Here is a 22,541-nt window from a genome sequence, read left to right as displayed (position 1 = left end):
GGAGCGTGTGCTGAACGCCCAGGTAGAGCCCTATCAGAGGCTCAGGGAGAATCTGTCCCAGCGCGACCGCAGTCTGCGCGAGAAGGTCATGACCTTGGAGGAGGCCGCCTCCTTCGTGCAGGACGGCATGAAGGTCGGCATCGGCGGCTCCACCATGTCGCGCACGCCGATGGCGATGATCTGGGAGCTGGTGCGCCAGCGCCGCAAGAACCTGTCCTGCTCGCGGGCCATCACCTCGACGGATGGCGACATCCTGTTCGGATCCGGCGTCTCCGACCACATCATCACCAGCTGGTTCGCGCAGGGGATCCTCTGGGGCCTGTCGAAGGTCATGCGCCGCCACGTCGAGCAGGGCCTCGCCCGCTACGAGGAATGGAGCCACATGGCGGTCGGCATGCGCTTCCGCGCCGGTGGCATGGGCGTACCGTTCCTGCCGATCCGCTCGATGCTCGGCTCTGACGTCATGGACCAGCGGCCGGAGGCCAAGCAGATCGATTGCCCGTTCACGGGCGAGAAGCTGCTGCTGGTGCCGGCCCTGAACCCCGACGTTGCGCTGATCCACGTCCAGCGCTGCGATGCCTATGGCAACGCCCAGATCGACGGCCTGCAGTTCATGGACATCGACCTGGCGCTCGCCGCCAACCGCGTGATCCTGACGACGGAGCGGATCGTCTCCAACGACCAGATCCGCCGCGCGCCCGACCAGACCAAGATCCCGTTCTTCTGTGTCGATGCGGTCGTCGAGGTTCCCTACGGCTCCGCGCCGCATGAGTGCTTCGGCATCTACGAGCCGATGCTGAACCACATGGAAGCCTATGTCGCCAAGGTCAATTCGGACCCGGTCGAGGGCATGCGCGAATATCTCGAGCGCTACTTCTACGAGCCGAAATCCTGGAACGAATACCTCGCCCTGATCGGCATGGAGGAAGTTCTGGACGCGAGCCAGAAGGGGCGGAGCATCTACAATGACTGACACGACGCGCTACACCGCCGCCGAGATCCTGGCGATCCTCAGTGCCCGGCAGCTGAAGGACGGGCAGGTCGTCTTCGCCGGCGTCGGCACGCCGCTGCTCGCCGCGACGCTGGCCCAGCGCCTGCGCTGCCCGGGTCTCACCATCCTGTTCGAGGGCGGCGTCGTCGGCGCCTTCGTCGAGCCGGGCAAGCTGCCGCCCTCGACCAACGACCAGCGCTGCACCAAGCGCGCCAACATGGTGCTCGGCAGCGCCGACGTGCTGCTGCTCCTGCAGCGCGGCTATGTCGACATCGGCTTCATGGGCGGCGCCCAGATCGACCAGTTCGGCAACCTGAACTCGTCCTTCATCGGCGATCCGGCCGCGCCGAAGACGCGCCTCCCGGGAACCGGCGGCGGCAACGACATCTCGAGCCTCACCAACATGATCGTGGCGATGAAGCACGAGAAGCGCCGCTTCGTCGAGAAGGTCGACTTCATCACCAGCCCGGGCTTCATCCGGGGCGGCACCAGCCGCGCCGAGAGCGGCCTGCCGGCCGGCGGCATGTTCCGGGTCATCACCGAGCTTGCCATCTTCGGCTTCGACGAGAAGACCCGCCGCATGAAGGTGCTGGCGCTCAATCCCGGCGTCAGCCGCGAGAACGTGCAGGACAATACCGGCTTCGACCTCGTCTTCGACGAGCAGATCGCGATCACCGAGCCGCCGACCGAGCATGAACTGGAAACGCTCCGGTCCATCGACCCTGAGCGGATGTTCATCTGATTTTTCATTGGGAGGAATTCTATGACTATGCTGTCCAAGACGTTCGGCATCGCCGCGCGCAACTTCGTCGCGTATCCGAATATGCCCGATGCCCGCGCTCTGGTTGACTATGGCGTCCGCGTCGAGGAGCTCGGCTACGACTCGGTGTGGGTCTGGGACCACATGCTGCTCGGCGTCGACCCGAACTTCCCGATCATCGACTCGCTGACCGCGCTGACCGGCATCGCCGCCCGCACGACCCGCATCAAGATGGGCACCGGCATCCTGGTGCTGCCGCTGCGCAACCCGGTGGCGCTCGCCAAGCAGCTCTCGTCGATGGACCAGCTGTCGAACGGCCGCATGGTCATGGGCATGGCCGCCGGCTGGTACAAGCGCGAGTTCGACGCCATGAGCCTGCCGTTCACCAAGCGCGGCAAGATCATGGATCAGAACCTCGAGATCATGCGCCGCCTGTGGACCGAGGATCTCGTCACCGGCGACTACAAGATCGACGACGAGGCCACCGGCGTGCAGCTGAACTACAAGCTGTCGAAGGCGGTGATGTATCCGAAGCCGGCGCAGCCGCAGCTTCCGATCCTGATCGGCGGCTATGCCGACGCGGCGCTGAAGCGCGCCGGCACCACCGGCGATGGCTGGCTGACCTATTTCTACCGCGCCGAGGACTTCAAGAAGTCGTGGGACAAGGTGCTCGGTTTCGCCAAGGAAGCCGGCAAGGACCCGTCGAAGGTCATGAACGCCTCGCAGCTGCCGATCATGGTCGGCCCGTCCAAGGACGCGGTGCGCGACGACATGATGGACTGGCTCAACAAGGAATGGGACTTCCCGGAGCATAGCGACTGCACCCGCGAAAGCGCCATCATGGGCTCGGTCGACGAGTGCGTCGAGCAGCTGCGCGAGCACATCGACGCCGGCGTCCAGAAGATCATCTTCGTTCCCTACAAGTACCAGACGGATCAGATCGAGACGATCGCTCGCGAGATCATCCCCCGTCTGAAGGCGCTCTGAGCCACTGAGCCTGGGCCGCGCCGTCTCCCGGAGGGGGAGGCGGCGCGGCCTCTCGCCGCCAAAACACCATCCAGAAGCAATCCGGAACGTCTCATGACCGATCCCAACCGCCAGAAAATCATCGATGCGATCGACGCCAACCGCGACCAGGCGATCCGCTTCCTGCAGGACATGGTCGCCATTCCGAGCGTCACCGGCGACGAGGCCGCGATCCAGGAATTCGTTTCCGGCTACATGACCGGCATCGGCCTGGACGTCGACATGTGGGAGACGGACTGGGAGGAGCTGAAGAAGCATCCGGGCTATCGTCCCGTCGATCGCGGCTATGAGGGCCGGCCGAACATCGTCGCCACCCGCAAGGGTTCCGGCGGCGGCCGTTCGCTGCTCCTGAATGGTCACACGGACGTCATCCCGGTCGGTAATGGCGAGGGCTGGAGCGACAATCCGTGGTCGGCGGCGATCAAGGACGGCCGCATCTATGGCCGCGGCTCCTGCGACATGAAGAGCGGCGTCGCCAGCCACATCCTTGCGGTGCAGTACCTCAAGGAAGCCGGCATCGACCTGAAGGGCGACGTCTACATCAACGTCGTCATCGACGAGGAGGTCTCCGGCCACGGCACGCTCGACACGGTGATCCGCGGCTACACCGCCGACGCCGGCATCTCGGGCGAGACCAGCGATCTCGCCGTGCAGCCGGCCTGCATCGGCCGCATCTGGTTCCAGATCGACGTGCAGGGGAAGCCGGCCGGCATCCAGCAGCGCTACATGGGCATCAGCGCCATCGAGCTCGGCAACAAGGTCGTCAAGGCCGTGCAGGAGCTGGAGGACCACCGCGTCGCGACGGTCAAGCATCCGCTCTATCCGAACGCGCTCGACTCGCTCCCCTGCATCATCGGCTCCTTCCAGGCCGGCAATTATCCGAGCGCCTTCCCGGCGAGCGCCGTTCTGAAGGGCAGCATCGGCACCGTGCCGGGCGAGGACCACGAGGGCGTCAAGCAGAGCCTGGTCGACAAGATCGCCGAGATGGCGAAGAACGACCCCTGGATGAAGGATCATCCGCCGGTCGTGCGCTTCGTCGGCTACGACGCGCAGGCGTCCGAGATCCCGCGCGACCACGGCATCGTCGAGACGGTGTGCCGGACCTATACCGAGATTACGGGCAAGACGCCGGTGATCAGCGGCCGCCAGGGCGCGGCGGACACGCGCTTCCTGAACGAATACGGCCATACCCCGACCGTGATCTTCGGACCGGGCTCGACCGCCGTCATGCACGCCAATGACGAGTATGTCTCGATCGACGACTACATGACCTCGATCAAGGTGATGGCGCTCAGCATCTACGACTGGTGCAACGCCGAGCCGATCGCCAAGAGCTAGGCCCGGTCGACAGAAACATCCGGCCGTGGCCGCAAGCGGCCGGACGGAGGGGAGGGAGGCATCGCCCGCGATGCCTCCCTTTTTTCATGTCTGCTTTTCGCGAGGCTGCGCCAGACCCGGTTTTCCGCAGAAATCGGCGATTTAATTCACCCTCAATAGTTTCTATCTTACTATAAATAGGTTGATTTAGCGACGCCTTGGGCGCAATGTGAACGCGACGTCAGGGCGGGCGACCACAGGGGGGAGCCACTGGCCTTGCGGTCCATCGCTTTCAGGAGATGTGGTCATGCATATTGCGGTTCTGTCCGACACGATGACCGACACGCGGGTGGCAGCCACCCCGGAGACGGTCAAGAAATACGAGACTCTGGGCGGAAAGGTCCTGGTCCAGGGCGGCGCCGGGGACGGCGCCGGCTTCTCCGACCAGGAGTTTGAGCGCGCTGGCGCCCGCGTCGCGCCCGACGCCGCCACGACGGTCCGTCACGCCGACATCGTGCTGTCGGTCAACCGGCCTTCGGCCGAGGTGATCCGCGCCTGCAAGCCGGGCGCCATCGTCATCGCCACCATGGATCCGCATCGTCCGGCCGATTCGCTCGACATCATGGCGAGCGCCGGCGTCTCCGCCTTCGCCATGGAGCTGATGCCGCGCATCACCCGCGCGCAGAGCATGGATGTGCTGTCGAGCCAGGCCAATCTCGCCGGCTACCGCGCCGTGATCGACGCCTCGGCCGCCTATACGCGATCGCTGCCGATGATGATGACGGCGGCGGGCACCGTCCCGGCCGCGCAGATCTTCGTCATGGGCGCCGGCGTCGCCGGTCTTCAGGCGATCGCGACGGCGCGCCGTCTCGGCGCCGTGGTCACGGCGACCGACGTCCGTCCGGCCGCGCGCGAGCAGGTCGAGTCGCTCGGCGCCAAGTTCATCGCCGTCGAGGACGAGGAGTTCAAGAAGGCGGAGGCCGCGGGCGGCTACGCCAAGGAGATGTCGAAGGCCTACCAGGCCAAGCAGGCGGAGCTCGTCAGCGAGCATCTGCGTCGCCAGGACATCGTCATCACCACGGCGCTGATCCCCGGCCGCACCGCGCCGATCCTGATCACCTCGGCGATGATCGAGCCCATGCGCGCCGGATCGGTGATCGTCGATCTCGCCGTCGAGCGCGGCGGCAATGTCGAGGGCGCCAGGGCGGGCGAGGTCGTCACCACGGCGAACGGCGTCAAGATCCTCGGCAATTCCAGCGTCCTGAAGGTCGCGGCCACCGCGTCCAACCTCTATGCGCGAAACCTCTATTCGTTCGTCTCGACGCTGGTTGACCAGCGTACCGCCGATCTCGCGGTCAACTGGGAAGACGACCTGATCAAGAGCACCAACCTGACGCGGGGAGGGCAGATCGTTCATCCGGCCTTCGCCAACGCGCTGGCGAGCTGACGCGCCGCGCGGCGCTGTCATCTAGCCGATCTTTCTTCATCCCGCTCCGGGCGTCATCGCCCGGCGCAACCCTCGCGGTTCGCCGCGGGGGAATGCCTGCCCTTGCGCCGCTGTCGCCGACGGCGAGCCGTCTCTCCGGAGGATCATCATGACGTCCACGGCCGTCATCCAGCTTTTCGTTTTCGTCCTGGCCGGCTTTGTCGGCTTCCAGGCCATCACCCGCGTGCCGCCGCTGCTGCACACGCCGCTGATGGCCGCGACCAATGCCATTTCCGGCATCTCGCTCGTCGCCTCGATCGTGCTCGCCGGCGCCAACCAGAGCGTGCTCAGCACGGTGCTCGGCACCATCGCTGTCGGCTGCGCCATGGCCAACGTCGTCGGCGGCTTCCTGATCACCGATCGCATGCTCGCCATGTTCGACAAGGCCAAGGCCGCCAAGCAGGAGGAGCGCGCGAGCGCTAAGGTCCATTGATCGACATCTTCATCCAGCTGGCCTATCTGCTGGCCTCGGTCCTCTTCATCTTCGCGCTGCGCTCGCTGAGCCGTCCCGATACGGCGCGGCGCGGCATGCAGCTTGCCGCCTTCGGCATGTTGATCGCCGTCGCGGCGACCCTGCTCCACACCCGCATCGTCACCTATGAGTGGATCCTGATCGGTGCCGCCGTCGGCGCGCTGATCGGCTATCCGCTCGGCATGTGGGTGCCGATGACCGCGATGCCGCAGCGCATCGCCTTCAGTCATGCCTTCGGCGCTCTGGCCGCGACCCTCGTCGGCATCGGCGAATACGCGCATCTCTACCACGAGCAGAGCCTGACCCGCGGCGTCATGACGGCGCTCGGCTTCGAGGTGCTGCTCGGCGCGCTGACCGTGACGGGAAGTCTGATGGCCTTCGGCAAGCTGCAGGAGCTGCTGCCCGGCCGGCCGATCACCTTCCCCTTCCAGAATTTCTTCAACCTGGCTCTGTTCGGGCTCGGCGTTGCCGGTCTCATCTGGGTCGTGCTCTTCCCCTATGACGTCTGGGTCTTCGGCCTCATCTGCGTCATCGGTCTTCTCGTCGGCATCCTGATCGTCATGCCGATCGGCGGCGCCGACATGCCGGTGGTGGTGTCGCTGCTCAACGCCTATGCCGGCCTCGCCGCCGTGGCGACGGGCTTCGCCCTCGACAACAACGTGCTGATCGTCGTCGGCGCGCTGGACGGCGCCAGCGGCTTCATCCTCTCGGTCGCCATGAGCAAGGCGATGAACCGCTCCTTCGCCAACGTGCTGTTCGGCGCCTTTGGTTCGGCAGGCGGCGCCGACGAGGCGGCGGCTTCCGGAGCCTCTGGCGAGATGACGGCGATCCAGGTCGATGACGCGGCGCTGCGCCTCGCCTTCGCCAACCGCGTCATCATCGTGCCGGGCTACGGCCTCGCCGTCGCGCAGGCCCAGCATCAGGCGCGCGAGCTGGTGGATCTCCTGGAGAAGCGCGGCGTCGATGTCCGCTTCGCCATCCACCCGGTCGCCGGCCGCATGCCGGGGCACATGAACGTGCTGCTGGCCGAGGCGGGCATTTCCTACGACAAGCTGATCGACATGGAGGACATCAACGAGCGCTTCGCCGGCACCGATGTCGCGCTCGTCGTCGGCGCCAACGACGTCGTCAATCCGGCGGCGCGCACCAACAAGAGCTCGCCGATCTACGGCATGCCGATCCTGAACGTCTCCGAGGCGACCAGCGTCATTGTGCTGAAGCGCGGCAAGGGCGCCGGCTTCTCCGGCGTCGAGAATGATCTCTTCGTTGCGCCGAAGACGTCTATGCTGTTCGGTGATGCGAAGCAGTCGCTGATGCAGCTCGGGGCCGAGGTCAAGCTCGCCTGATGCGTCGCCCCGGCGCGGCCCGACCGCGCCGGGGCTTCCCATGCCTGGGTTGCCGGGGATGCCGGTCGACCGGTGTGGGCACAATATTCTTGCTATCATTCCAAAAATAAGATGATCTAGCGATTGCAGAAGGCTGCAGGGAGGCGTTTCGGCGGAAGAGGGAACCGCCGGTGCCGAAAGTCCCTGCATCGGGAGGATCGAGATGAAGAATCAGGGTGTCGGCGCGTCCATGCTCCGCAAGGAGGACGACCGTTTCCTCCGCGGGCGCGGCCAGTATGTCGCCGACCTTCGGCTGCCGGGAATGAAGGACGTCGCCTTCGTCCGCTCGCCGCTCGCTCATGCCCGTATCGCGGGCGTCCGCATCCCGGACGAGATGCGCGACCGGGTCTATGTCGCGGGCGACCTCAAGGGCGTGAAGCCGATCGTCGCCGTGTCAGGCCTCGCCGGTTTCAAGGTTTCCGAGCAGCCCGTCCTCGCCTTCGAGAAGGTGCGCCAGGTCGGCGAGCTGATCGCCGTCTGTGTCGGCACCAGCCGGGCCGAGGCGGAGGATATTGCCGCGACCGTCGAACTCGACCTCGACGAACTGCCGGCCCTGCACGACATGATCGAGGCCCGGAAGCCGGGCGCCGCGCTGGTGCATGAGCACTGGGGCGACAACGTCTTTCTCGAGACCTTCGTCGACGTCAACATGGAGGCGGCCTACGACGCCCCGATCAAGGTGACGCGCGAGATCTCGACCGCTCGCCAGTCGATGGCGCCGATGGAAGGGCGCGGCACCGTCGCCTATTGGGACAAGCGGCTTGAGCAGCTGGTGCTCCATACCGGCAGCCAGATGCCGCACATCGTCCGCACCGGCCTCGCCGAATGCCTCGGCCTTGGCCAGGAGCAGGTCCGCATCGTCTCGCCGGATGTCGGCGGCGGCTTCGGCTACAAGGGCATCCTGCTGCCCGAGGACATTTGCCTCGCCTTCCTCGCCATGAAGCTCGACCATCCCGTGCGCTGGATCGAGGATCGCCGCGAGCATCTGACGGCCGGCGCGAACTGCCGCGAGCACCACTACATCATCACCGGCTATGCCGATCGCGACGGCAAGCTGCGCGGCATCGAGTGCGAGGCGACCGTCGATTCCGGCGCCTACTCCTCCTATCCGTTCTCGGCGTGCCTGGAGGCGGCGCAGATCGCCAGCATCCTGCCGGGGCCCTATGATTTCCCGTCCTATCGCTGCCGGACCTGGTCGGTCTCGACCAACAAATGCCCGATCCTGCCCTATCGCGGCGTGGCGCGGACGGGCGTCTGCTACGCGCTCGAACTGGTGCTCGACGCCATTGCCCGCGAGGCGGGGATAGAGCCGCACGAGGTGCGGCTGAAGAACCTCGTCCAGCCCGAGCAGATGCCGTTCGACAACATCACCCGCAAGCATTTCGACTCCGGCGACTATCCCGAGGCGCTGCATCGCGCCATGGCGGCGATCGACCTCGCCGGCATCCGCGCGCGCCAGCAGCAGGGTGAGCCGGACGGTCGCCTGATCGGCATCGGCCACTCGATCTATTGCGAGCAGGGCGCGCACGGAACCTCGGTCTATGCCGGCTGGGGCATCCCCATGGTGCCGGGCCACGAGCAGGCGACGGCGCGGATGACGCCGGACGGCGGCCTCGAGATCCGCGTCGGCGTGCATTCGCACGGCCAGAGCATGGAGACGACGCTGCCGCAGGTCGCGAACGAGATCCTCGGCATTGACACCGCCAAGATCAAGCTCGTGCATGGCGACACCGAATACACGCCGTACTCGACGGGAAGCTGGGGCTCGCGTTGCGCGGTGATGGCCGGCGGCGCGGTCGCGACCGCCGCCCGCGAGGTCGCCGGCCTCGCCAAGGGCATCGGCGCGCATCTGTTGCAGGCCGACGTCGCCGACGTGAAGCTGGTCGACGGCCACGTCGTCGGTCCCCATGGCAGCGTCAGCCTCGAGACGGTGGCCTTCACCTGGTATCGCCGTCCGCAGGATCTTCCGGCCTCGGTCGATCCCCGCGGGCTCGAATCGACCATCGGCTACAAGCCGGTGCGCGATTCCGGCACGTTCAGCTATGCCGCGCATGCCGTGGTCGTCGCCGTCGATCCCGAGATGGGCGACATCGAGATCCTCGACTACGTCATCGTCGAGGACGGCGGCAAGCTGATCAACCCGATGGTCGTCGACGGCCAGATCTATGGCGGCTTGGCGCAGGGCATCGGCACGGCGCTCTACGAGGAGATGAATTTCGACGCCTCCGGCCAGCCGCTCGCCTCGACCTTCGCCGACTATCTGTTGCCGGGGCCGACCGAGGTGCCGGCGCCGCGGGTCGATCACATGGAGACGCTCGCGCCCTATACCGAGTTCGGCGTCAAGGGCATCGGCGAGGGCGGCGCGATCGCGCCGCCGGCCGCGATCGGCAACGCCGTCAATGACGCGCTCCGCCGGTTCGGTGCCGAACTGCTGCATTCGCCGATGACGCCGCGCCGCGTGCTCGAGGCGATCCAGGCGGCGAAGACGGCCAGTGCGGCGAGCCAGGTCAAGCAGGGGGAATTCGCGTGAAGCCGGTCAATTTCGACTATGCGCGGCCGGCCGATGTCGGCGCGGTGCTCGCGCTTCTGGCCGAGGACGGGCCGAGCGTGAAGCTGATGGCGGGCGGCCAGTCGCTCGGCCCGATGCTCAACATGCGGCTGGTGCAGCCGGACCTCCTCGTCGACATCGCGGCGATCGACGAATTGAAGCAGGTCACCGACAAGGGCGACGCGATCGTCTTCGGCGCCTGCATCACGCACGCCGATATCGAGGACAGGCGCGTGCCCGACGTGACGCACGGCGCGCTGCCCCGCGTCGCCAACGGCATCGCCTATCGTGCCGTGCGCAATCGCGGCACGGTCGGCGGCAGCCTGACCCATGCGGATCCTTCCGCCGACTGGATCTCGATGCTCTCGGCGGTCGGCGCCCGCGTCACGCTGCGCGGCCCGTCCGGCGAGCGCACCATCGCCGTCGAGGACTACATGCTCGGCGCGTTGGAGGCCGACCTCCGGCCCGGCGAGATGCTGGTCTCGGCGACGGTCCCGAAGCTCGGGCGCTCGGCGCGCTGGGGCTACTACAAGAGCTGCCGCAAGACGGGAGAGTTCGCCCATGCGATCGGCGCCTTCCTGGCCGATCCCGACCGGGGCGTCTGTCGTGTCGTCATCGGCGCCACGGAAAGCCGGCCCATCGTCGTGGCCGACGCAAGCCGGCTTCTCGGCGACGGCACCGCCGCCAGGCTCGAACAGGTCTTTGACAGCGCCGCCGCCGACGAAATCGTCGCCGCCGCCGGCATGGAAGACCCGCTCGACCGCCAGACCCATGTCGTCGCGCTCCGTCGCGCCATCGAACGAGCCCACTCAGCATGAATACGGTCACGCTCACGGTAAACGGCAAGCCGGCGCGCGCCGACATCGAGCCGCGCACGCATCTCGCGGACTTCCTGCGCGATACCCAGAACCTCACCGGCACGCATATCGGCTGCGAGCACGGCGTCTGCGGCGCCTGCACCATTCTCGTGGACGGCGTGCCGACGCGCTCCTGCATCACCTTCGCGGTCGCCTGCGAGCAGGCCGACGTCACCACCGTCGAAGGGCTCGACAACGACGAAGTCGCGACGGAGCTCCGCGCCGCCTTCACCAGCGAGCACGGGCTGCAATGCGGCTATTGCACGCCGGGCATGATCGTCTCGGCGCGCGACGTCGTGCTGCGCATGGACGACCCGTCCGAGCATGAGATCCGCGTCGCGATGAGCGGCAATCTCTGCCGCTGCACCGGCTATGTCGGCATCGTCCGCGCCATCCAGGGCGTCATCGCGGCCCGCCGCGCCCGCGGCATCGCGGCGATTCCGGGCGGCGAGCACCGCACCGCGCTGGGGCCGGCGGGTTCCGGCCATGCCGTCGCGGCGACGCAGTTTGGCACCGCCTCGTCGGGCGCCAGGAAGCCGACCCTGACGGTCGCGAAATCCGACTCAAGGCCGGACGCGAAGGCGGCCGCGCCGGCGCGGCAGGATGCCGACTGGAAGCCGCAGACCACCTTCACCGAAAGCTTCACGGTCGGCCATCCGGTCGATGAAGTCTGGGCGTTCTTCGACCGCATCGGCGAGGTCGCGTCCTGCTTGCCCGGTGCCTCGCTCGCCGGCGAACCCGTCGACGGCCATGTCGAGGGCCAGATCCGCATCAAGGTCGGCCCGATCTCGGCCGAGTTCCAGGGCGTCGCCGACGTCAGCCGTGACGACGCGACCAAGACCGGCACCATCAACGGGGCCGGCAAGGACAAACGCAGCAACTCCGCGACACGCGGCCTGATCGGCTATGCCGTGAAGCCGGGCGACAAGCCGGGCGAGACGCGAGTTGACGTCAGCATCGGCTATACGCTGACCGGCGTTCTCGCGCAGTTCGGCCGCTCGGGCCTGGTGCAGGATGTCGCCGGGCGCTTGATCGCGGCCTTCGTCCAGAATCTGGAAGCGAAGCTGGCGCACCAGGCCGGCGGGGGGGAGCCGGGAGCCTCGGCGCCGCCGGTGGTTACGGAACTCGATGCCGGGTCGCTGGTTTCCTCCGTAGTGTTCGGGCGTATCAAGCGCTTCTTTGCGGCATTGTTCGGCCGCCGCTAGGCGGCTGGAAGCCCGTCGGACCGCTGGTCGGGCGGGTTGCCGCAGCGGTGGGCTTGCTGCAGCGAGTTGCAGATGCGCCCCGGTTCGCGTCAAAGTGCGAACCGGCAGTTCCTCGGTGCGGACGTCGTCCGTTCCGGGGGGCAGGCGCGCATGCTGGTAAATTGGGCTCATCTGCTGTATGTTGGTATTATGAATAAACTGACATCCATCTACGACCGCAGCCGTGTTCCGCTCTACATCCAGGTGGCCTCCGTCATGCGCCAGCGCATCGATTCGGGCCATTGGGTCGAAGGCGACAAGATCTCGACGCTGGAGGAACTGGAGCAGGAGTTCGCCGTCGCCCGCGTGACCATTCGCCAGGCGATCGAGCTTCTGCGCGAGGAAGGGCTTCTCAACGCACAGCAGGGTCGCGGCACCTTCGTGTCCGGCAAGCCCAAGCACAATCGCTGGCTGAACCTCGCCAACGACTTCGATGCGATGGTCTCCTCGATCAAGGACAACGTGCTAAAGCGCGTCCACATCGAGGAAGACGCGCCGAGCCCGGATCTTAGCGAAGGCGAGGGCAGTCCGGCCGAGGGCTACGTGTTCCTGCGCAGCGTGCAGTACAATGGCGGCGAGCCGTTCTCCGTCGTCAACCTGCACCTGGCCCGGCACATCTTCGACAAGGGCGGCAAGAAGTTCATGCATGCGGCGGCCCTGCCCAGGATCGTCGAGATGCCGGACGTGACCATCAATCACGCGCATCAGACGCTGACGATCGGCGTCGCCAGCCCGGAGACCGCCGATCTGCTCGGAATCGGCCTCGGCGAACCGACGGCGGATTGCCGGCTCGTGCTGGTCGACGACAAGGACGTCGCGATCTACGTGGCCGACATCCACTACCACAAGAGCTGTTTCGCGCTCCGGATCGACCTCCTCGAGCGCAGCGGCCCGCACCGGGGTGGCGGCGCCTAGGCGTCGTTCCATCGTCGACGGGCCGGCGCGGCGCCTCGCGGTACATCTCGTGGCGCCGCCTCGCGAAAGTTTCTGCAGCGCGAGCCGATTGTGCGGGGCCATTCGCCTGCCCTGACGCAATATCGTTGCAGATGCGGCGGGTTCTGCGATCTAATCTCACCATTGCCTGAAAGAATCCCGGGGGAGTTGGACCTTGTACGAAGAGTCCACCGACGGCCATTCCGGCCTCGACCGCTTCGACCGCGCCATCCTCGAGATCCTGCAGAAGGACAACACGACGCCGCAGCGACTGATCGGCGAGCAGGTGCACCTCTCCGCCGCGGCCGTGCATCGCCGCATTCGCCGCATGGAGGCCGATGGCGTCATCGCGGCCAACATCGCCAGCGTCGACCCGGCGCGGGTCGGCCGGCCGATCACGATCGTGGTGGAGGTGCATGTCGAGAGCGAGCGCATGGGGCTGCTCGACGACGCGAAGAAGGCCTTCGCGGAGGCGCCCGAGGTGCAGCAGTGCTACTACGTCACCGGCGACGCGGATTTCGTCCTGATCATCACGGTCGCGAGCATGGGCGAGTATGAGGCGCTGACCCGCCGCCTGTTCTTCCAGAACCACAATGTGAAGCGGTTCCGCACGCTGGTCGTCATGGACCGGATCAAGGCAGGCCTAGCGGTTCCGACCGGGACCGGGCGCCCGGCATGAGAAAAGCCCCGGAGCTTGTCCGGGGCTTTCCATCTTCCGATCCGATCGGTCAGTGCGCCAGCGTGACCTTGCCGTCGACGATCTTGATCAGCGTGCCGTTGGCCATGTATTGGCCGCTCTCGCGGCCTTCCGGGCCGTCCTTGACGAAGGTGACGGTGCCGTTCAGCGTCGGCACGGAAATCTGCCAGAACGCGTCGCGGATCGCCTTCGGCTCGGCGACGCCGGCCTTCTCGATCGCTGCCTTGATGACGTAGATGCCGTCATAGCCGCGATAGCTCTCCGTCAGGCCGGCGCTGCCATGGCCTTCCTTCGCCCAGGCGTCGATGAAGGCCTTGGCCTGGTCCGGATGCGGCGTCTTTTCCGGTTCCCACGGCGCGAAGAACACCATGTGCATGGTGTTGTTGGCGGCGGAGCCGGCCTGCTCGATCAGCTGGTCCGGATTCTGCGAGCCGCCCGTCGTGATGATGCGCTTGTTGATGCCGAGGGCCGCCGCCTGCTTCAGCACCAGCGTCAGCTGCTCGACGGCGGTGGTGACGATGATCGTGTCGGAATCGGACGCCTTGATCTTGGCGAGCTGGGCGCTCATGTCCTGCGCCGCCTGGTCCATGATCTCCGACAGTCCGACCTCGACGCCGTTCTCCTTGAACATGGCGGTGAAGTCGGTGATCGTGCCACGGCCCCAGTCGTTGTTGATCGCCAGGAAGTCGACCTTCTTGATGCCGAGATCCGGCAGCAGCGTCTTGAACAGCGCTGCCTCGACGAAGGAGGGCGGCGAGATGCGGAAGATGTAGGGGTTGCCCTGCTTGGTGATCTTGCTCGACGAGGAGGTCTCGACCAGCATCGGCACCTCGTACTGCATCAGCTTCGGCATCGCGGCGAGCGTCAGGCTCGAGCCCCAGGCGCCCATCATCACCGGCACCTTGTCGCGCTCGATCAGCTTTTCGGCGACGGCAGCGGCTTCGGTCGGATTGCTCTTGTTGTCCTCGATCACCAGCTCGATCTGGTTGCCGAGCACGCCGCCGGCGGCGTTGATCTGCTCGGCCGCGATCTTGGCGCCGTCGACGATATAGGTGCCCGAAGCGGCGAACGGGCCCGTCAGGGGCTGGTTCACGCCGATCTTGATCGTGTCGGCGGTCGAAAGGCCGGTGGTCGCCATGAGTAGCGCCACGGCCAGCGTCGGGATCGAAATCTTGCTCATCGGCATCGTTCTCCTCTGGTCTGGATGGGCCGCAAGTATCTGCGTGCCCACGACGACGCCGTGCGACCGGAGGCGGTCGTGGATGGCGCTCTTCATCGTCGTTGGAACAGGACGCGCTTCGTCTTCGCTCAGTTCGCGGCCTGACGCATTGATACTATGGTGCTATTTTTAGGATGTTCTAGCAAGGGAAATATAGCGAGGATCTTCAGCGCCTTGGAGCGCGGAAGCAGGCGCGTTGCATCGTGTCGATCCAGCATGAAGAGACGTACAATATCAACGGCTTGTAGAATGTATCTACAGTCGAGGATGCGGTCTTGGCGTCGGAGCCGAGGGGAGCATCAAGGCAGTGCGACCCAGGACGCAGCCGGTCGAGTCCGGCTGCGTCCTGGCCTGAATGTCGCCTTGCCAGCGCCGTCAGGCGACGTCGAACTTGACGCCCTGGGCCAGCGGCAGGGTCTTGCCGTAATTGATGGTGTTGGTCGCGCGGCGCATATAGGCCTTCCAGGAGTCGGAGCCGGATTCCCGGCCGCCGCCGGTTTCCTTCTCGCCGCCGAACGCGCCGCCGATCTCGGCGCCGGACGGGCCGATATTGACGTTGGCGATGCCGCAATCCGAGCCGCGCGCCGACAGGAAAGTTTCCGCCTCGCGCAGGTCGTTGGTGAAGATCGAGGAGGAAAGCCCCTGCGGCACGGCGTTGTGCAGGCGGATGGCCTCGTCGAAATCGCTGTAGCGCATGATGTAGAGGATCGGCGCGAAGGTTTCCTGCTCGACCGGGCCGTTCTGCTCCGGCATCTCGACGATGGCCGGGCGGACGTAGTAGGCGGCGCTCGCGGCCGTCTCGACGCGCTCGCCGCCCGTCACCGTGCCGCCGGCCGCCTTGGCGCTGGCGAGCGCCTTCTGCATGCCGTCATAGGCGCGGGCGTCGATCAGCGGCCCGACCAGCGTGCCGCTCTCGAGCGGATTGCCGATCGTCACCGAGCCATAGGCCTGCTTCAGGCGGGGCACCAGGGTGTCGTAGACGCTGTCATGCACGAACAGGCGGCGCAGCGAGGTGCAGCGCTGGCCGGCCGTGCCCATGGCGGCGAAGGCGACGCCCCGGAGCGTCAGGTCGAGATCGGCCGAGGGACATACGATCGCGGCGTTGTTGCCGCCGAGCTCCAGGATCGCCCGGGCGAAGCGGCCGGCGAGGCGAGGGCCGACGGCTCGACCCATGGCGGTCGAGCCGGTCGCCGAGACCAGCGGCACGCGCGGATGGTCGACGAGCACCTCGCCGATGGCGCGGCCGCCGATCAGCACGGTGGCGAGATGGGCCGGCAGCGCACCGCCGGCGGCGGCGAAGCGCGCAGCGGCGCGGTCGAACAGGGCCGCGGTCGCCAGGGCTGTCAGCGGCGTCTTCTCCGACGGTTTCCACACCACGCTGTTGCCGCAGACGAGCGCCAGAGCGGCGTTCCACGACCACACCGCGACGGGGAAGTTGAAAGCCGAGATCACGCCGGTGACGCCGAGCGGGTGCCAGCTCTCCATCATGCGGTGATCGCCGCGCTCGGTGGCGATGGTCAGGCCATAGAGCTGGCGCGACAGGCCGACGGCGAAGTCGCAGATGTCGATCATCTCCTGCACCTCGCCGAGGCCCTCGGAGACGATCTTGCCCGCCTCGATCGAGACGAGGCGGCCCAGCGCATTCTTGTTGGCGCGCAATTCCTCGCCGAGCAGCCGGATCAGCTCGCCTCGCTTCGGCGCCGGCACGTTGCGCCAGGCGAGAAACGCCTCATGCGCGGCTTCGACCGTGCGTTTGGCACCGGCTTCGTCCGCCTCGACGAGACGCGCCAGTTCCTCGCCGGTGATCGGCGAATGGACGGCGAGCGTGCCGCCGGTCCGGGCCGCCGCGGGCACGCCCATTCCGGCGAGAAGGGTGTCGACCTCGGCGGCGAGGCTGCTCTTGATGGCGATCGTCATGACATCTGTCCTCAATGAACCCGGCTTGGCTGCGGCCCGTCAGAGCCGCGCATCGGCGAAGTGGGCGAACTGCGCGCCCCATTCGTAATAGGCCTCCTTGAGCCGGCGCAAGCGGGCCTCGACCGGCGGCGTCAGCGGCAACGGCAGGTCGGCCTCTCGGATCCTTCCGGCGACATGCGCCGCGAGCTGGCGGCCGAACACGGTGCCCGGCGCGATGCCGCGCCCATTGTAGCCGGAGAAGGCGATGACGTTCGGCGCCAGCTTGTGGAAGCGCGGCAGGCTGTCGTCGGTCATGCCGATTTGGCCATACCATTCGGCCTCGAAGGCGACGTCGCCGATCTCCGGGAAGATCCGCGCCAGCGCCCGGCGCGCCCAGGCGCGATGGATCGGCGCGCCGGTGCCGCGCAGCGCGCCGACGCTGCCGAAGACGAGCCGCCCGGCCCGGTCGAAGCGGAACGAACTCAGGATCTCGCGCGTGTCCCAGGCACCCTGGCGCTCCGGCAGGATGGAGCGCCGGAGGTCGTCGCCGAGCGGCGCGGTGGCGAAATTGAAGTAGGGCAGGTGAACCTGCTCCGCCCGGATCTCCGGCCAGGGCGTGCTGCCATAGGCGTCGGTCGAGACCACGACCCAGTCGGCGGTCACGGCGCCGCCCGCCGTCGCGACGCGCCAGCCGGCGCCGGCTCGTTCGGTCGCCAGAGCAGGGCTCCGCGTGTGGATGCGGGCGCCGTGGCGGAGCGCGGCCTGTGCGAGGCCGCGGACATAGGCGAGCGGCTGGATGGTGCCGGCGCGGCGGTCGAGCAGGGCGCCGGCATAGGCGCGGCTTCCGACCTTCGCGGCGGTCTCCTCGGCGTCGAGCAGGTGGACATCGGCGCCGCGCGCCTGCCACTGCGCCGCCCGCCGCGCGATCTCGTCGAGGCCGGCCGCGCCGACCGCGCAATGCAGCGTGCCCTGGGTCTCCGGCTCGCAGGCGATCGCGTGTTCCCGGACGAGCTCGAACACCGCGCGCGGCGCCTCGCCGAGGAGCGCTAGCAATCGCTCGCCATAATCGGCGCCGAGCGCCGCGGGCACGGCGTCTGGCATGACCCACATGCCGGCATTGACCAGCCCGACATTGCGGCCCGAGCCGCCGAAGCCGATCTCGACGCCCTCGAGCACGGCGACGTTCATGCCGTCGCGGGCTGCGTGCAGCGCGGTCGAGAGTCCGGTGAAGCCGCCGCCGATCACGACGACGTCGGCCTTGATGTCGCCGGCCAAGGGTTGCGTCGGCGGCGCGGACGGCGCCGTCCGCTCCCAGAGCCCGTGCGATCGCGGGTCGTTCTGCATGTCCTGTCCACCTCTGCCCCGCGTGCCGGATCTTGTGTCCGGTCATGTCGAGGGCGGCTGCGATCATGGCCGGGAAGGGCGTTTCCGACAATGGATTTCGTCGTCCGCGGAGGCTCGTCGCTGCGGTGTCATCGTTCTGTCATGTGCTGTGTCGCAAGTGATCGGGCCGCGTGCCGGCATGTGGAAGGTCGTCTCGACCGGCAGCTGATGGGGATCGATCCGGCCATGCAGTCTGAATGGGGGCCGCCGGCGAGGCCGGCCTCGGGCCTGATCTGGGCCTATCGCTTCGGGGATGGCAGCCGACCCGAGGCCATCGCGCTCGACGCGCCGCTCGTTCCCAACCCGCCCGGCGCCGGCTTCGTCTGGGTGCATATCGACTTCGTCGATCGCCTCGCGCGCGACTGGGTGGCCGGCCTGCCATGGCTTTGCGGCGAGGCGCGCCGCCTTCTTCTCTCCGCCGACGACTACCCGACGCTCGATTTCGACGCCACGGCGGTCTGGGGCCGTTTTTCCGACACGCTGCAGGATCATCCCGGCGAGGATACCGACCGGATGGTGCCGATGCGCTTCGCCTTCGGTCCCGGCTATCTCGTCTCGGGCCGCCGCCATCCCGTCCGCGCCGCCGCGCTGGTGCGCAGCCGCATCGAGGCGGGGCAGGGCGTCGGAACTCCGGTCGCGCTGTTCGAACTGATGATCGAGCAGGTGTTGCGGGCGATCGCCGAGACGCTGCGGGCGCTCCGGACGGAGGCGGATTCGATCGAGGACCGCGTGCTCGACGAAAGGCTCAGCGACGAGGCGCGGCGGCTCGGCCCGCTGCGGCGCACGGCGGTGAAGCTGCACCGCCAGCTGGCCGGCTTTCGCAGCATCCTGCGTGAGTTCCCGGAGGATGACGACGACGCGGCCGACAGCGCCCATGCGGCGTCCTGCGCCGCTGCCGAGCGGCTGCTGCGCCGCATCGAGACGCTCGACCAGGAGGTTCAGGAAGTGCAGGACCGGGCGCGCTTCCTGCAGGACGAGATCGCCGCCAAGCTCGCCAACATCAGCAACCGCCATCTCTATGTGCTGTCGATCATGACGGCGCTGCTGATGCCGCCGACGCTGGTCACCGGCTTCTTCGGCATGAACACGGGCGGCCTGCCCTTTCTCGAGGGCGTGCATGGCTGGATCGGCGCCACCGTGATCGGCGGGGCCGCGTCCGGCGCGACCCTGCTCCTGCTGCGCCGACTCGGCTTCTTCGACTGACGGTCGCCCAAAATGAAACGACCGCCCGGACGGATTCGTCGGGCGGTCGTTCTGGTCTTGGCGCCGGGGCGCGGTGCCGGGATCAGCGATCCTTGGCGGGGGTGATCCCCGTCCGGCCCTTCAGCCGGTCGTCACGCAGCTCGTACCACATGGCGTTGAGGATGCCGAAGGCGCAGGCGAGGCTGAGGCCGAGGATCCAGGAGAAATACCACATCGCGAGTTCCTCCGCTCAATAGGCGTTCGGGTTCTTGTCCATGCTCACCGTCGTCACCTTGCCGCGCATCACGCGGTAGATGAACGCCGTGTAGGCCAGGACGATGGGCAGGAAGAAGCAGGTCGCCAGCAGCATCACCCACAGCGTCAGCTTCGACGAGGACGCGTCCCAGAGCGTCAGGCCGGTTCCCGGATTGATCGAGGACGGCAGCAGGAACGGGAACAGCGACACGCCGGCGGTGGAGATGATGCCGAAGATGGCCACCGCCGAGGCGAGGAAGGTGAAGGCCGGCCGGCGGATGACGAAGCCGACCAGCGCCAGCAGCGCGCCCGCGAAGCCGAGGATCGGGGCCGCCATCATCCAGGGGTAGGTCTGGTAGTTGTTGAGCCAGGCGCCGGTGGCGAGCGTCACCGTCTTGCCGAGCGGGTTGGACGGACCGGTCGTGTTGACCGCGCTGGTCAGCACGTGGCCCTCGATGCCGTAGGCGGTCCAGGCGCCGGCGACGGCGAACAGGACGAGGGTGGCGATCGCGGCCTGTCGTCCGAAGCCACGGGCACGCTCGGCGATGACGCCGTCGGTCTTCCACATCAGGACGGCGGCGCCGTGCATGACCAGCATGGCGAGGCTGACCAGGCCGGCCAGCAGCGCATAGGGCGTCAGCAGCTGGAAGAAGTTGCCGCGGTAGAACGTCCGGAGCGTGTCGTCGAGCTCGAACGGCAGGCCGAGCAGCACGTTGCCGACGGCGACGCCGAGGATCAGGGCCGGCACCAGGCCGGCGATGCAGAGCACGATGTCCCAGGTGGAGCGCCAGCCGGGATCGCCGATCTTCGAGCGGTACTTGAAGCCGACAGGGCGCAGGATCAGGGCGATGAGGATCACCATCATCGCCAGATAGAGCCCGGAGAACGACACGGCGTAGAGCATCGGGAAGGCGGCGAAGATGGCGCCGCCGCCGAGGATCAGCCAGACCTGGTTTCCTTCCCAGACCGGGCCGACGACGTTGATCACGACGCGGCGTTCCTCATCCGTCTTGGCGACGAAGGGCAGGAGCGCGCCGATGCCGAGATCGAAGCCGTCCATGATGGCGAAGCCGATAAGCAGCACGCCGAGAAGCAGCCACCAGATCAGGCGGAGCGTTTCGTAGTCGACTGGTACAATGTCACCCATTTGAACCCCCGCGGATCAGAGCTTGGGACCGGCGGCCGCCGTGGCCGGCAGCACAGCGGAGCCTGCTTCGGCCTGCTGGAGCGGATCGTGCTCCGGCGGACCCTTCTTGATCGTCTTGACCATCAGGATCACCTCGATCACCGCCAGCACGCTGTAGATCACGAGGAAGATCGTCAGGCTGATGATGAGGTCGACGAAGGTCAGTCCCGACGCCGCATAGAAGGTCGGCAGCACGCCTTCGATGGCCCAGGGCTGGCGGCCATACTCGGCCAGAAGCCATCCTGCCTCGATCGCGACCCAGGGCAGCGGCAGGCTGAACAGCGCCAGCCACAGCGTCCAGCGCTGCTCGCCGAGCTTGTGCCGCGAGGCGACCCAGAAGGCGGCGGCGAAGAAGCCGATGAAGTAGAAGCCGAGGCCGACCATCAGTCGGAAGCTCCAGAAGATCACCGGTACGTTCGGAATGGTCGATTTCGCGGCCTGGGTGATCTCGGCCTCGGTCGCGTTCTGGATGTCGGGACGGATCTGCTTGACCAGCAGGCCGTAGCCGAGATTGGGCCACTTCTCGCTGAACACTTCGCGAGCCGCCGTGTCGCCGGGATTGGCCCGGACGACCTGCAGCGCCTTGTAGGCCTCGATGCCGTCACGGACGCGGGTCTCGGCGGACTGGACCAGGTTGACGATGCCGGGCAGTTCGGTGGTCAGCGACCGCGTGCCGATGATGCCGAGCAGGTAGGGGACGCTGATGGCGAAGCTGTTCTCCTGCTTCTCCATGTTCGGGAAGGCGATGACGTTGAGCGCGGCCGGAGCGGGCTCCGTGTGCCACATCGCTTCCATCGCGGCGACCTTCATCTTCTGGTTCTCGGTCGTCACATAGCCGCTTTCGTCACCCAGCACGACGACGGACAGCGCGGCGGCGAGGCCGAAGCTCGCCGCGACCGCCATGGAGCGCTTGGCGAACTCGGTGTGGCGGCCCCGGAGCAGGTACCAGGCGCTGACCGACATCACGAACATCGCGCCCGTGACGTAGCCGGCGCTGACCGTGTGCACGAACTTCGCCTGCGCGACCGGGTTGAACACCACCGACATGAAGTCGGTGATCTCCATGCGCATCGTGTCGGGATTGAAGACGGCGCCGACAGGATGCTGCATCCAGCCATTCGCGACCAGGATCCAGAGCGCCGAGAAGTTGGCGCCGAAGGCGACCAGCCAGGTGACGCAGAGATGCCCGACCTTGGACATGCGGTCCCAGCCGAAGAAGAACAGGCCGATGAAAGAGGCTTCGAGGAAGAACGCCATCAGGCCTTCGATGGCCAGCGGCGCGCCGAAGATGTCGCCGACGTAATGGCTGTAATACGACCAGTTCATGCCGAACTGGAACTCCATGACCACGCCGGTGGCCACGCCCATGGCAAAATTGATGCCGAAGCAGGTGCCCCAGAAGAGCGTCATGCGGCGCCAGATCTCGCGCCCGGTCATAACATAGACGCTCTCCATGATCGCCATCAGGAAGGAGAGCCCGAGCGTCAGGGGGACGAAGAGGAAATGATACATAGCCGTGGCTGCGAATTGCAGCCTCGACAGCGTAACGACATCGATATCAATCATGGCCTATACCTTCTGAGTCGCCAGGCTTTCACAGCTAGGGTGGCAGTAGGCTCTCATCATTGAGCGAAATCAATGCATCGAGATTACACGTGCGGTTGATTGGCACAGGAGGCCCTCAAATTGCTTCCGACACGGTAA

General features: G+C 66.9%; 19 protein-coding genes. 13 read left to right on the top strand and 6 right to left on the bottom strand.

The window, feature by feature from the left end:
• The first annotated feature begins 7 nt into the window (after positions 1 to 7).
• The 12 genes from G539_RS0104200 to G539_RS0104145 all read left to right on the top strand — a co-directional run bounded on the left by G539_RS0104200 (position 8) and on the right by G539_RS0104145 (position 13,698).
• Positions 8 to 973 (top strand): CoA transferase subunit A, encoded by a 966-nt coding sequence (locus G539_RS0104200; protein WP_029074090.1) that lies wholly within the window; start codon positions 8 to 10, stop codon positions 971 to 973.
• Positions 966 to 1,733 (top strand): CoA-transferase subunit beta, encoded by a 768-nt coding sequence (locus G539_RS0104195; protein ID WP_029074089.1) that lies wholly within the window; start codon positions 966 to 968, stop codon positions 1,731 to 1,733. The genes G539_RS0104200 and G539_RS0104195 overlap by 8 nt, the downstream gene beginning before the upstream one ends.
• A gap of 21 nt (positions 1,734 to 1,754) precedes the next feature.
• A complete protein-coding gene (locus tag G539_RS0104190) occupies positions 1,755 to 2,738 on the top strand; it encodes an LLM class flavin-dependent oxidoreductase (RefSeq protein WP_029074088.1) in 984 nt (327 codons plus the stop codon).
• A gap of 93 nt (positions 2,739 to 2,831) precedes the next feature.
• Positions 2,832 to 4,115, top strand: coding sequence for an ArgE/DapE family deacylase (locus tag G539_RS0104185; RefSeq protein WP_029074087.1), 1,284 nt, complete (start codon positions 2,832 to 2,834; stop codon positions 4,113 to 4,115).
• Positions 4,116 to 4,401: 286 nt separating this feature from the next.
• Entirely contained in the window at positions 4,402 to 5,541 is a 1,140-nt protein-coding gene (locus G539_RS0104180) for a Re/Si-specific NAD(P)(+) transhydrogenase subunit alpha (protein ID WP_029074086.1), read from the top strand.
• A gap of 148 nt (positions 5,542 to 5,689) precedes the next feature.
• Positions 5,690 to 6,013: an NAD(P) transhydrogenase subunit alpha part 2 gene (locus G539_RS0104175; RefSeq protein ID WP_029074085.1), complete on the top strand. Its 324-nt coding sequence runs from the start codon at positions 5,690 to 5,692 to the stop codon at positions 6,011 to 6,013.
• On the top strand, positions 6,010 to 7,398 hold the full coding sequence (locus G539_RS0104170; protein ID WP_029074084.1) for an NAD(P)(+) transhydrogenase (Re/Si-specific) subunit beta: 1,389 nt from the start codon (positions 6,010 to 6,012) through the stop codon (positions 7,396 to 7,398). The genes G539_RS0104175 and G539_RS0104170 overlap by 4 nt, the downstream gene beginning before the upstream one ends.
• Positions 7,399 to 7,600: 202 nt before the next feature.
• Positions 7,601 to 9,967: a xanthine dehydrogenase family protein molybdopterin-binding subunit gene (locus tag G539_RS0104165; RefSeq protein WP_051231067.1), complete on the top strand. Its 2,367-nt coding sequence runs from the start codon at positions 7,601 to 7,603 to the stop codon at positions 9,965 to 9,967.
• A complete protein-coding gene (locus G539_RS0104160) occupies positions 9,964 to 10,803 on the top strand; it encodes an FAD binding domain-containing protein (protein ID WP_029074082.1) in 840 nt (279 codons plus the stop codon). Before G539_RS0104165 ends, G539_RS0104160 begins: the two co-directional genes overlap by 4 nt.
• The gene (locus G539_RS0104155; RefSeq protein WP_029074081.1) at positions 10,800 to 12,047 is read left to right on the top strand and encodes a xanthine dehydrogenase family Fe-S subunit; all 1,248 of its coding nucleotides are present in this window, start codon (positions 10,800 to 10,802) and stop codon (positions 12,045 to 12,047) included. The genes G539_RS0104160 and G539_RS0104155 overlap by 4 nt, the downstream gene beginning before the upstream one ends.
• A gap of 189 nt (positions 12,048 to 12,236) precedes the next feature.
• Complete coding sequence (locus G539_RS0104150; RefSeq protein ID WP_029074080.1) at positions 12,237 to 13,001, top strand: GntR family transcriptional regulator; 765 nt, start codon at positions 12,237 to 12,239, stop codon at positions 12,999 to 13,001.
• A 193-nt stretch (positions 13,002 to 13,194) separates the two neighbouring features.
• On the top strand, positions 13,195 to 13,698 hold the full coding sequence (locus tag G539_RS0104145) for an Lrp/AsnC family transcriptional regulator (protein ID WP_029074079.1): 504 nt from the start codon (positions 13,195 to 13,197) through the stop codon (positions 13,696 to 13,698).
• Positions 13,699 to 13,747: 49 nt separating this feature from the next.
• Here G539_RS0104145 and G539_RS0104140 read toward each other — a convergent pair whose 3' ends face one another.
• The 3 genes from G539_RS0104140 to G539_RS0104125 all read right to left on the bottom strand — a co-directional run bounded on the left by G539_RS0104140 (position 13,748) and on the right by G539_RS0104125 (position 18,175).
• Positions 13,748 to 14,896, bottom strand: a complete 1,149-nt coding sequence (locus G539_RS0104140; RefSeq protein ID WP_029074078.1) for an ABC transporter substrate-binding protein — start codon at positions 14,894 to 14,896, stop codon at positions 13,748 to 13,750.
• A gap of 414 nt (positions 14,897 to 15,310) precedes the next feature.
• Positions 15,311 to 16,852 carry an L-piperidine-6-carboxylate dehydrogenase gene (amaB, locus tag G539_RS0104130; RefSeq protein ID WP_029074077.1) on the bottom strand — a complete coding sequence of 514 codons (1,542 nt, stop codon included), beginning with the start codon at positions 16,850 to 16,852 and terminating at the stop codon, positions 15,311 to 15,313.
• 39 nt (positions 16,853 to 16,891) lie between these two features.
• Positions 16,892 to 18,175 (bottom strand): NAD(P)/FAD-dependent oxidoreductase, encoded by a 1,284-nt coding sequence (locus tag G539_RS0104125; protein ID WP_029074076.1) that lies wholly within the window; start codon positions 18,173 to 18,175, stop codon positions 16,892 to 16,894.
• Between the two features lie 225 nt (positions 18,176 to 18,400).
• Here G539_RS0104125 and G539_RS26030 point away from each other — a divergent pair, with 225 nt between their 5' ends.
• A complete protein-coding gene (locus G539_RS26030) occupies positions 18,401 to 19,417 on the top strand; it encodes a CorA family divalent cation transporter (RefSeq protein WP_169516607.1) in 1,017 nt (338 codons plus the stop codon).
• A gap of 82 nt (positions 19,418 to 19,499) precedes the next feature.
• Here the strand turns inward: G539_RS26030 and cydX are convergent, their stop codons facing one another.
• Genes cydX through G539_RS0104105 form a run of 3 tightly spaced genes read right to left on the bottom strand, consistent with a single transcriptional unit; the run spans position 19,500 to position 22,400 of the window.
• Positions 19,500 to 19,631, bottom strand: a complete 132-nt coding sequence (gene cydX / locus G539_RS26530; RefSeq protein ID WP_029074075.1) for a cytochrome bd-I oxidase subunit CydX — start codon at positions 19,629 to 19,631, stop codon at positions 19,500 to 19,502.
• Positions 19,632 to 19,646: 15 nt separating this feature from the next.
• Entirely contained in the window at positions 19,647 to 20,798 is a 1,152-nt protein-coding gene (cydB, locus tag G539_RS0104110) for a cytochrome d ubiquinol oxidase subunit II (protein WP_029074074.1), read from the bottom strand.
• A gap of 15 nt (positions 20,799 to 20,813) precedes the next feature.
• On the bottom strand, positions 20,814 to 22,400 hold the full coding sequence (locus G539_RS0104105; protein ID WP_210162789.1) for a cytochrome ubiquinol oxidase subunit I: 1,587 nt from the start codon (positions 22,398 to 22,400) through the stop codon (positions 20,814 to 20,816).
• Positions 22,401 to 22,541: the final 141 nt, after the last annotated feature.

The sequence above is a fragment of the Kaistia adipata DSM 17808 genome (assembly GCF_000423225.1).
GTDB classification, from domain to species: domain Bacteria; phylum Pseudomonadota; class Alphaproteobacteria; order Rhizobiales; family Kaistiaceae; genus Kaistia; species Kaistia adipata.
The sequence above is the reverse complement of the archived record's forward strand: the minus strand, read 5'-3'. Positions and strand labels throughout refer to the sequence as shown.

Excerpts from the sequence above, each read along its gene's own strand:
- G539_RS0104175 (WP_029074085.1), top strand. The coding sequence starts at position 5,690 with ATGACGTCCACGGCCGTCATCCAGCTTTTCGTTTTCGTCCTGGCCGGC.
- G539_RS0104125 (WP_029074076.1), bottom strand. The coding sequence starts at position 18,175 with ATGCAGAACGACCCGCGATCGCACGGGCTCTGGGAGCGGACGGCGCCG.
- G539_RS0104155 (WP_029074081.1), top strand. The coding sequence starts at position 10,800 with ATGAATACGGTCACGCTCACGGTAAACGGCAAGCCGGCGCGCGCCGAC.
- G539_RS0104190 (WP_029074088.1), top strand. The coding sequence starts at position 1,755 with ATGACTATGCTGTCCAAGACGTTCGGCATCGCCGCGCGCAACTTCGTC.
- G539_RS0104195 (WP_029074089.1), top strand. The coding sequence starts at position 966 with ATGACTGACACGACGCGCTACACCGCCGCCGAGATCCTGGCGATCCTC.
- G539_RS26030 (WP_169516607.1), top strand. The coding sequence starts at position 18,401 with ATGCAGTCTGAATGGGGGCCGCCGGCGAGGCCGGCCTCGGGCCTGATC.
- cydX (WP_029074075.1), bottom strand. The coding sequence starts at position 19,631 with ATGTGGTATTTCTCCTGGATCCTCGGCCTCAGCCTCGCCTGCGCCTTC.
- G539_RS0104150 (WP_029074080.1), top strand. The coding sequence starts at position 12,237 with ATGAATAAACTGACATCCATCTACGACCGCAGCCGTGTTCCGCTCTAC.
- G539_RS0104165 (WP_051231067.1), top strand. The coding sequence starts at position 7,601 with ATGAAGAATCAGGGTGTCGGCGCGTCCATGCTCCGCAAGGAGGACGAC.
- G539_RS0104180 (WP_029074086.1), top strand. The coding sequence starts at position 4,402 with ATGCATATTGCGGTTCTGTCCGACACGATGACCGACACGCGGGTGGCA.
- amaB (WP_029074077.1), bottom strand. The coding sequence starts at position 16,852 with ATGACGATCGCCATCAAGAGCAGCCTCGCCGCCGAGGTCGACACCCTT.
- G539_RS0104185 (WP_029074087.1), top strand. The coding sequence starts at position 2,832 with ATGACCGATCCCAACCGCCAGAAAATCATCGATGCGATCGACGCCAAC.
- cydB (WP_029074074.1), bottom strand. The coding sequence starts at position 20,798 with ATGGGTGACATTGTACCAGTCGACTACGAAACGCTCCGCCTGATCTGG.
- G539_RS0104140 (WP_029074078.1), bottom strand. The coding sequence starts at position 14,896 with ATGAGCAAGATTTCGATCCCGACGCTGGCCGTGGCGCTACTCATGGCG.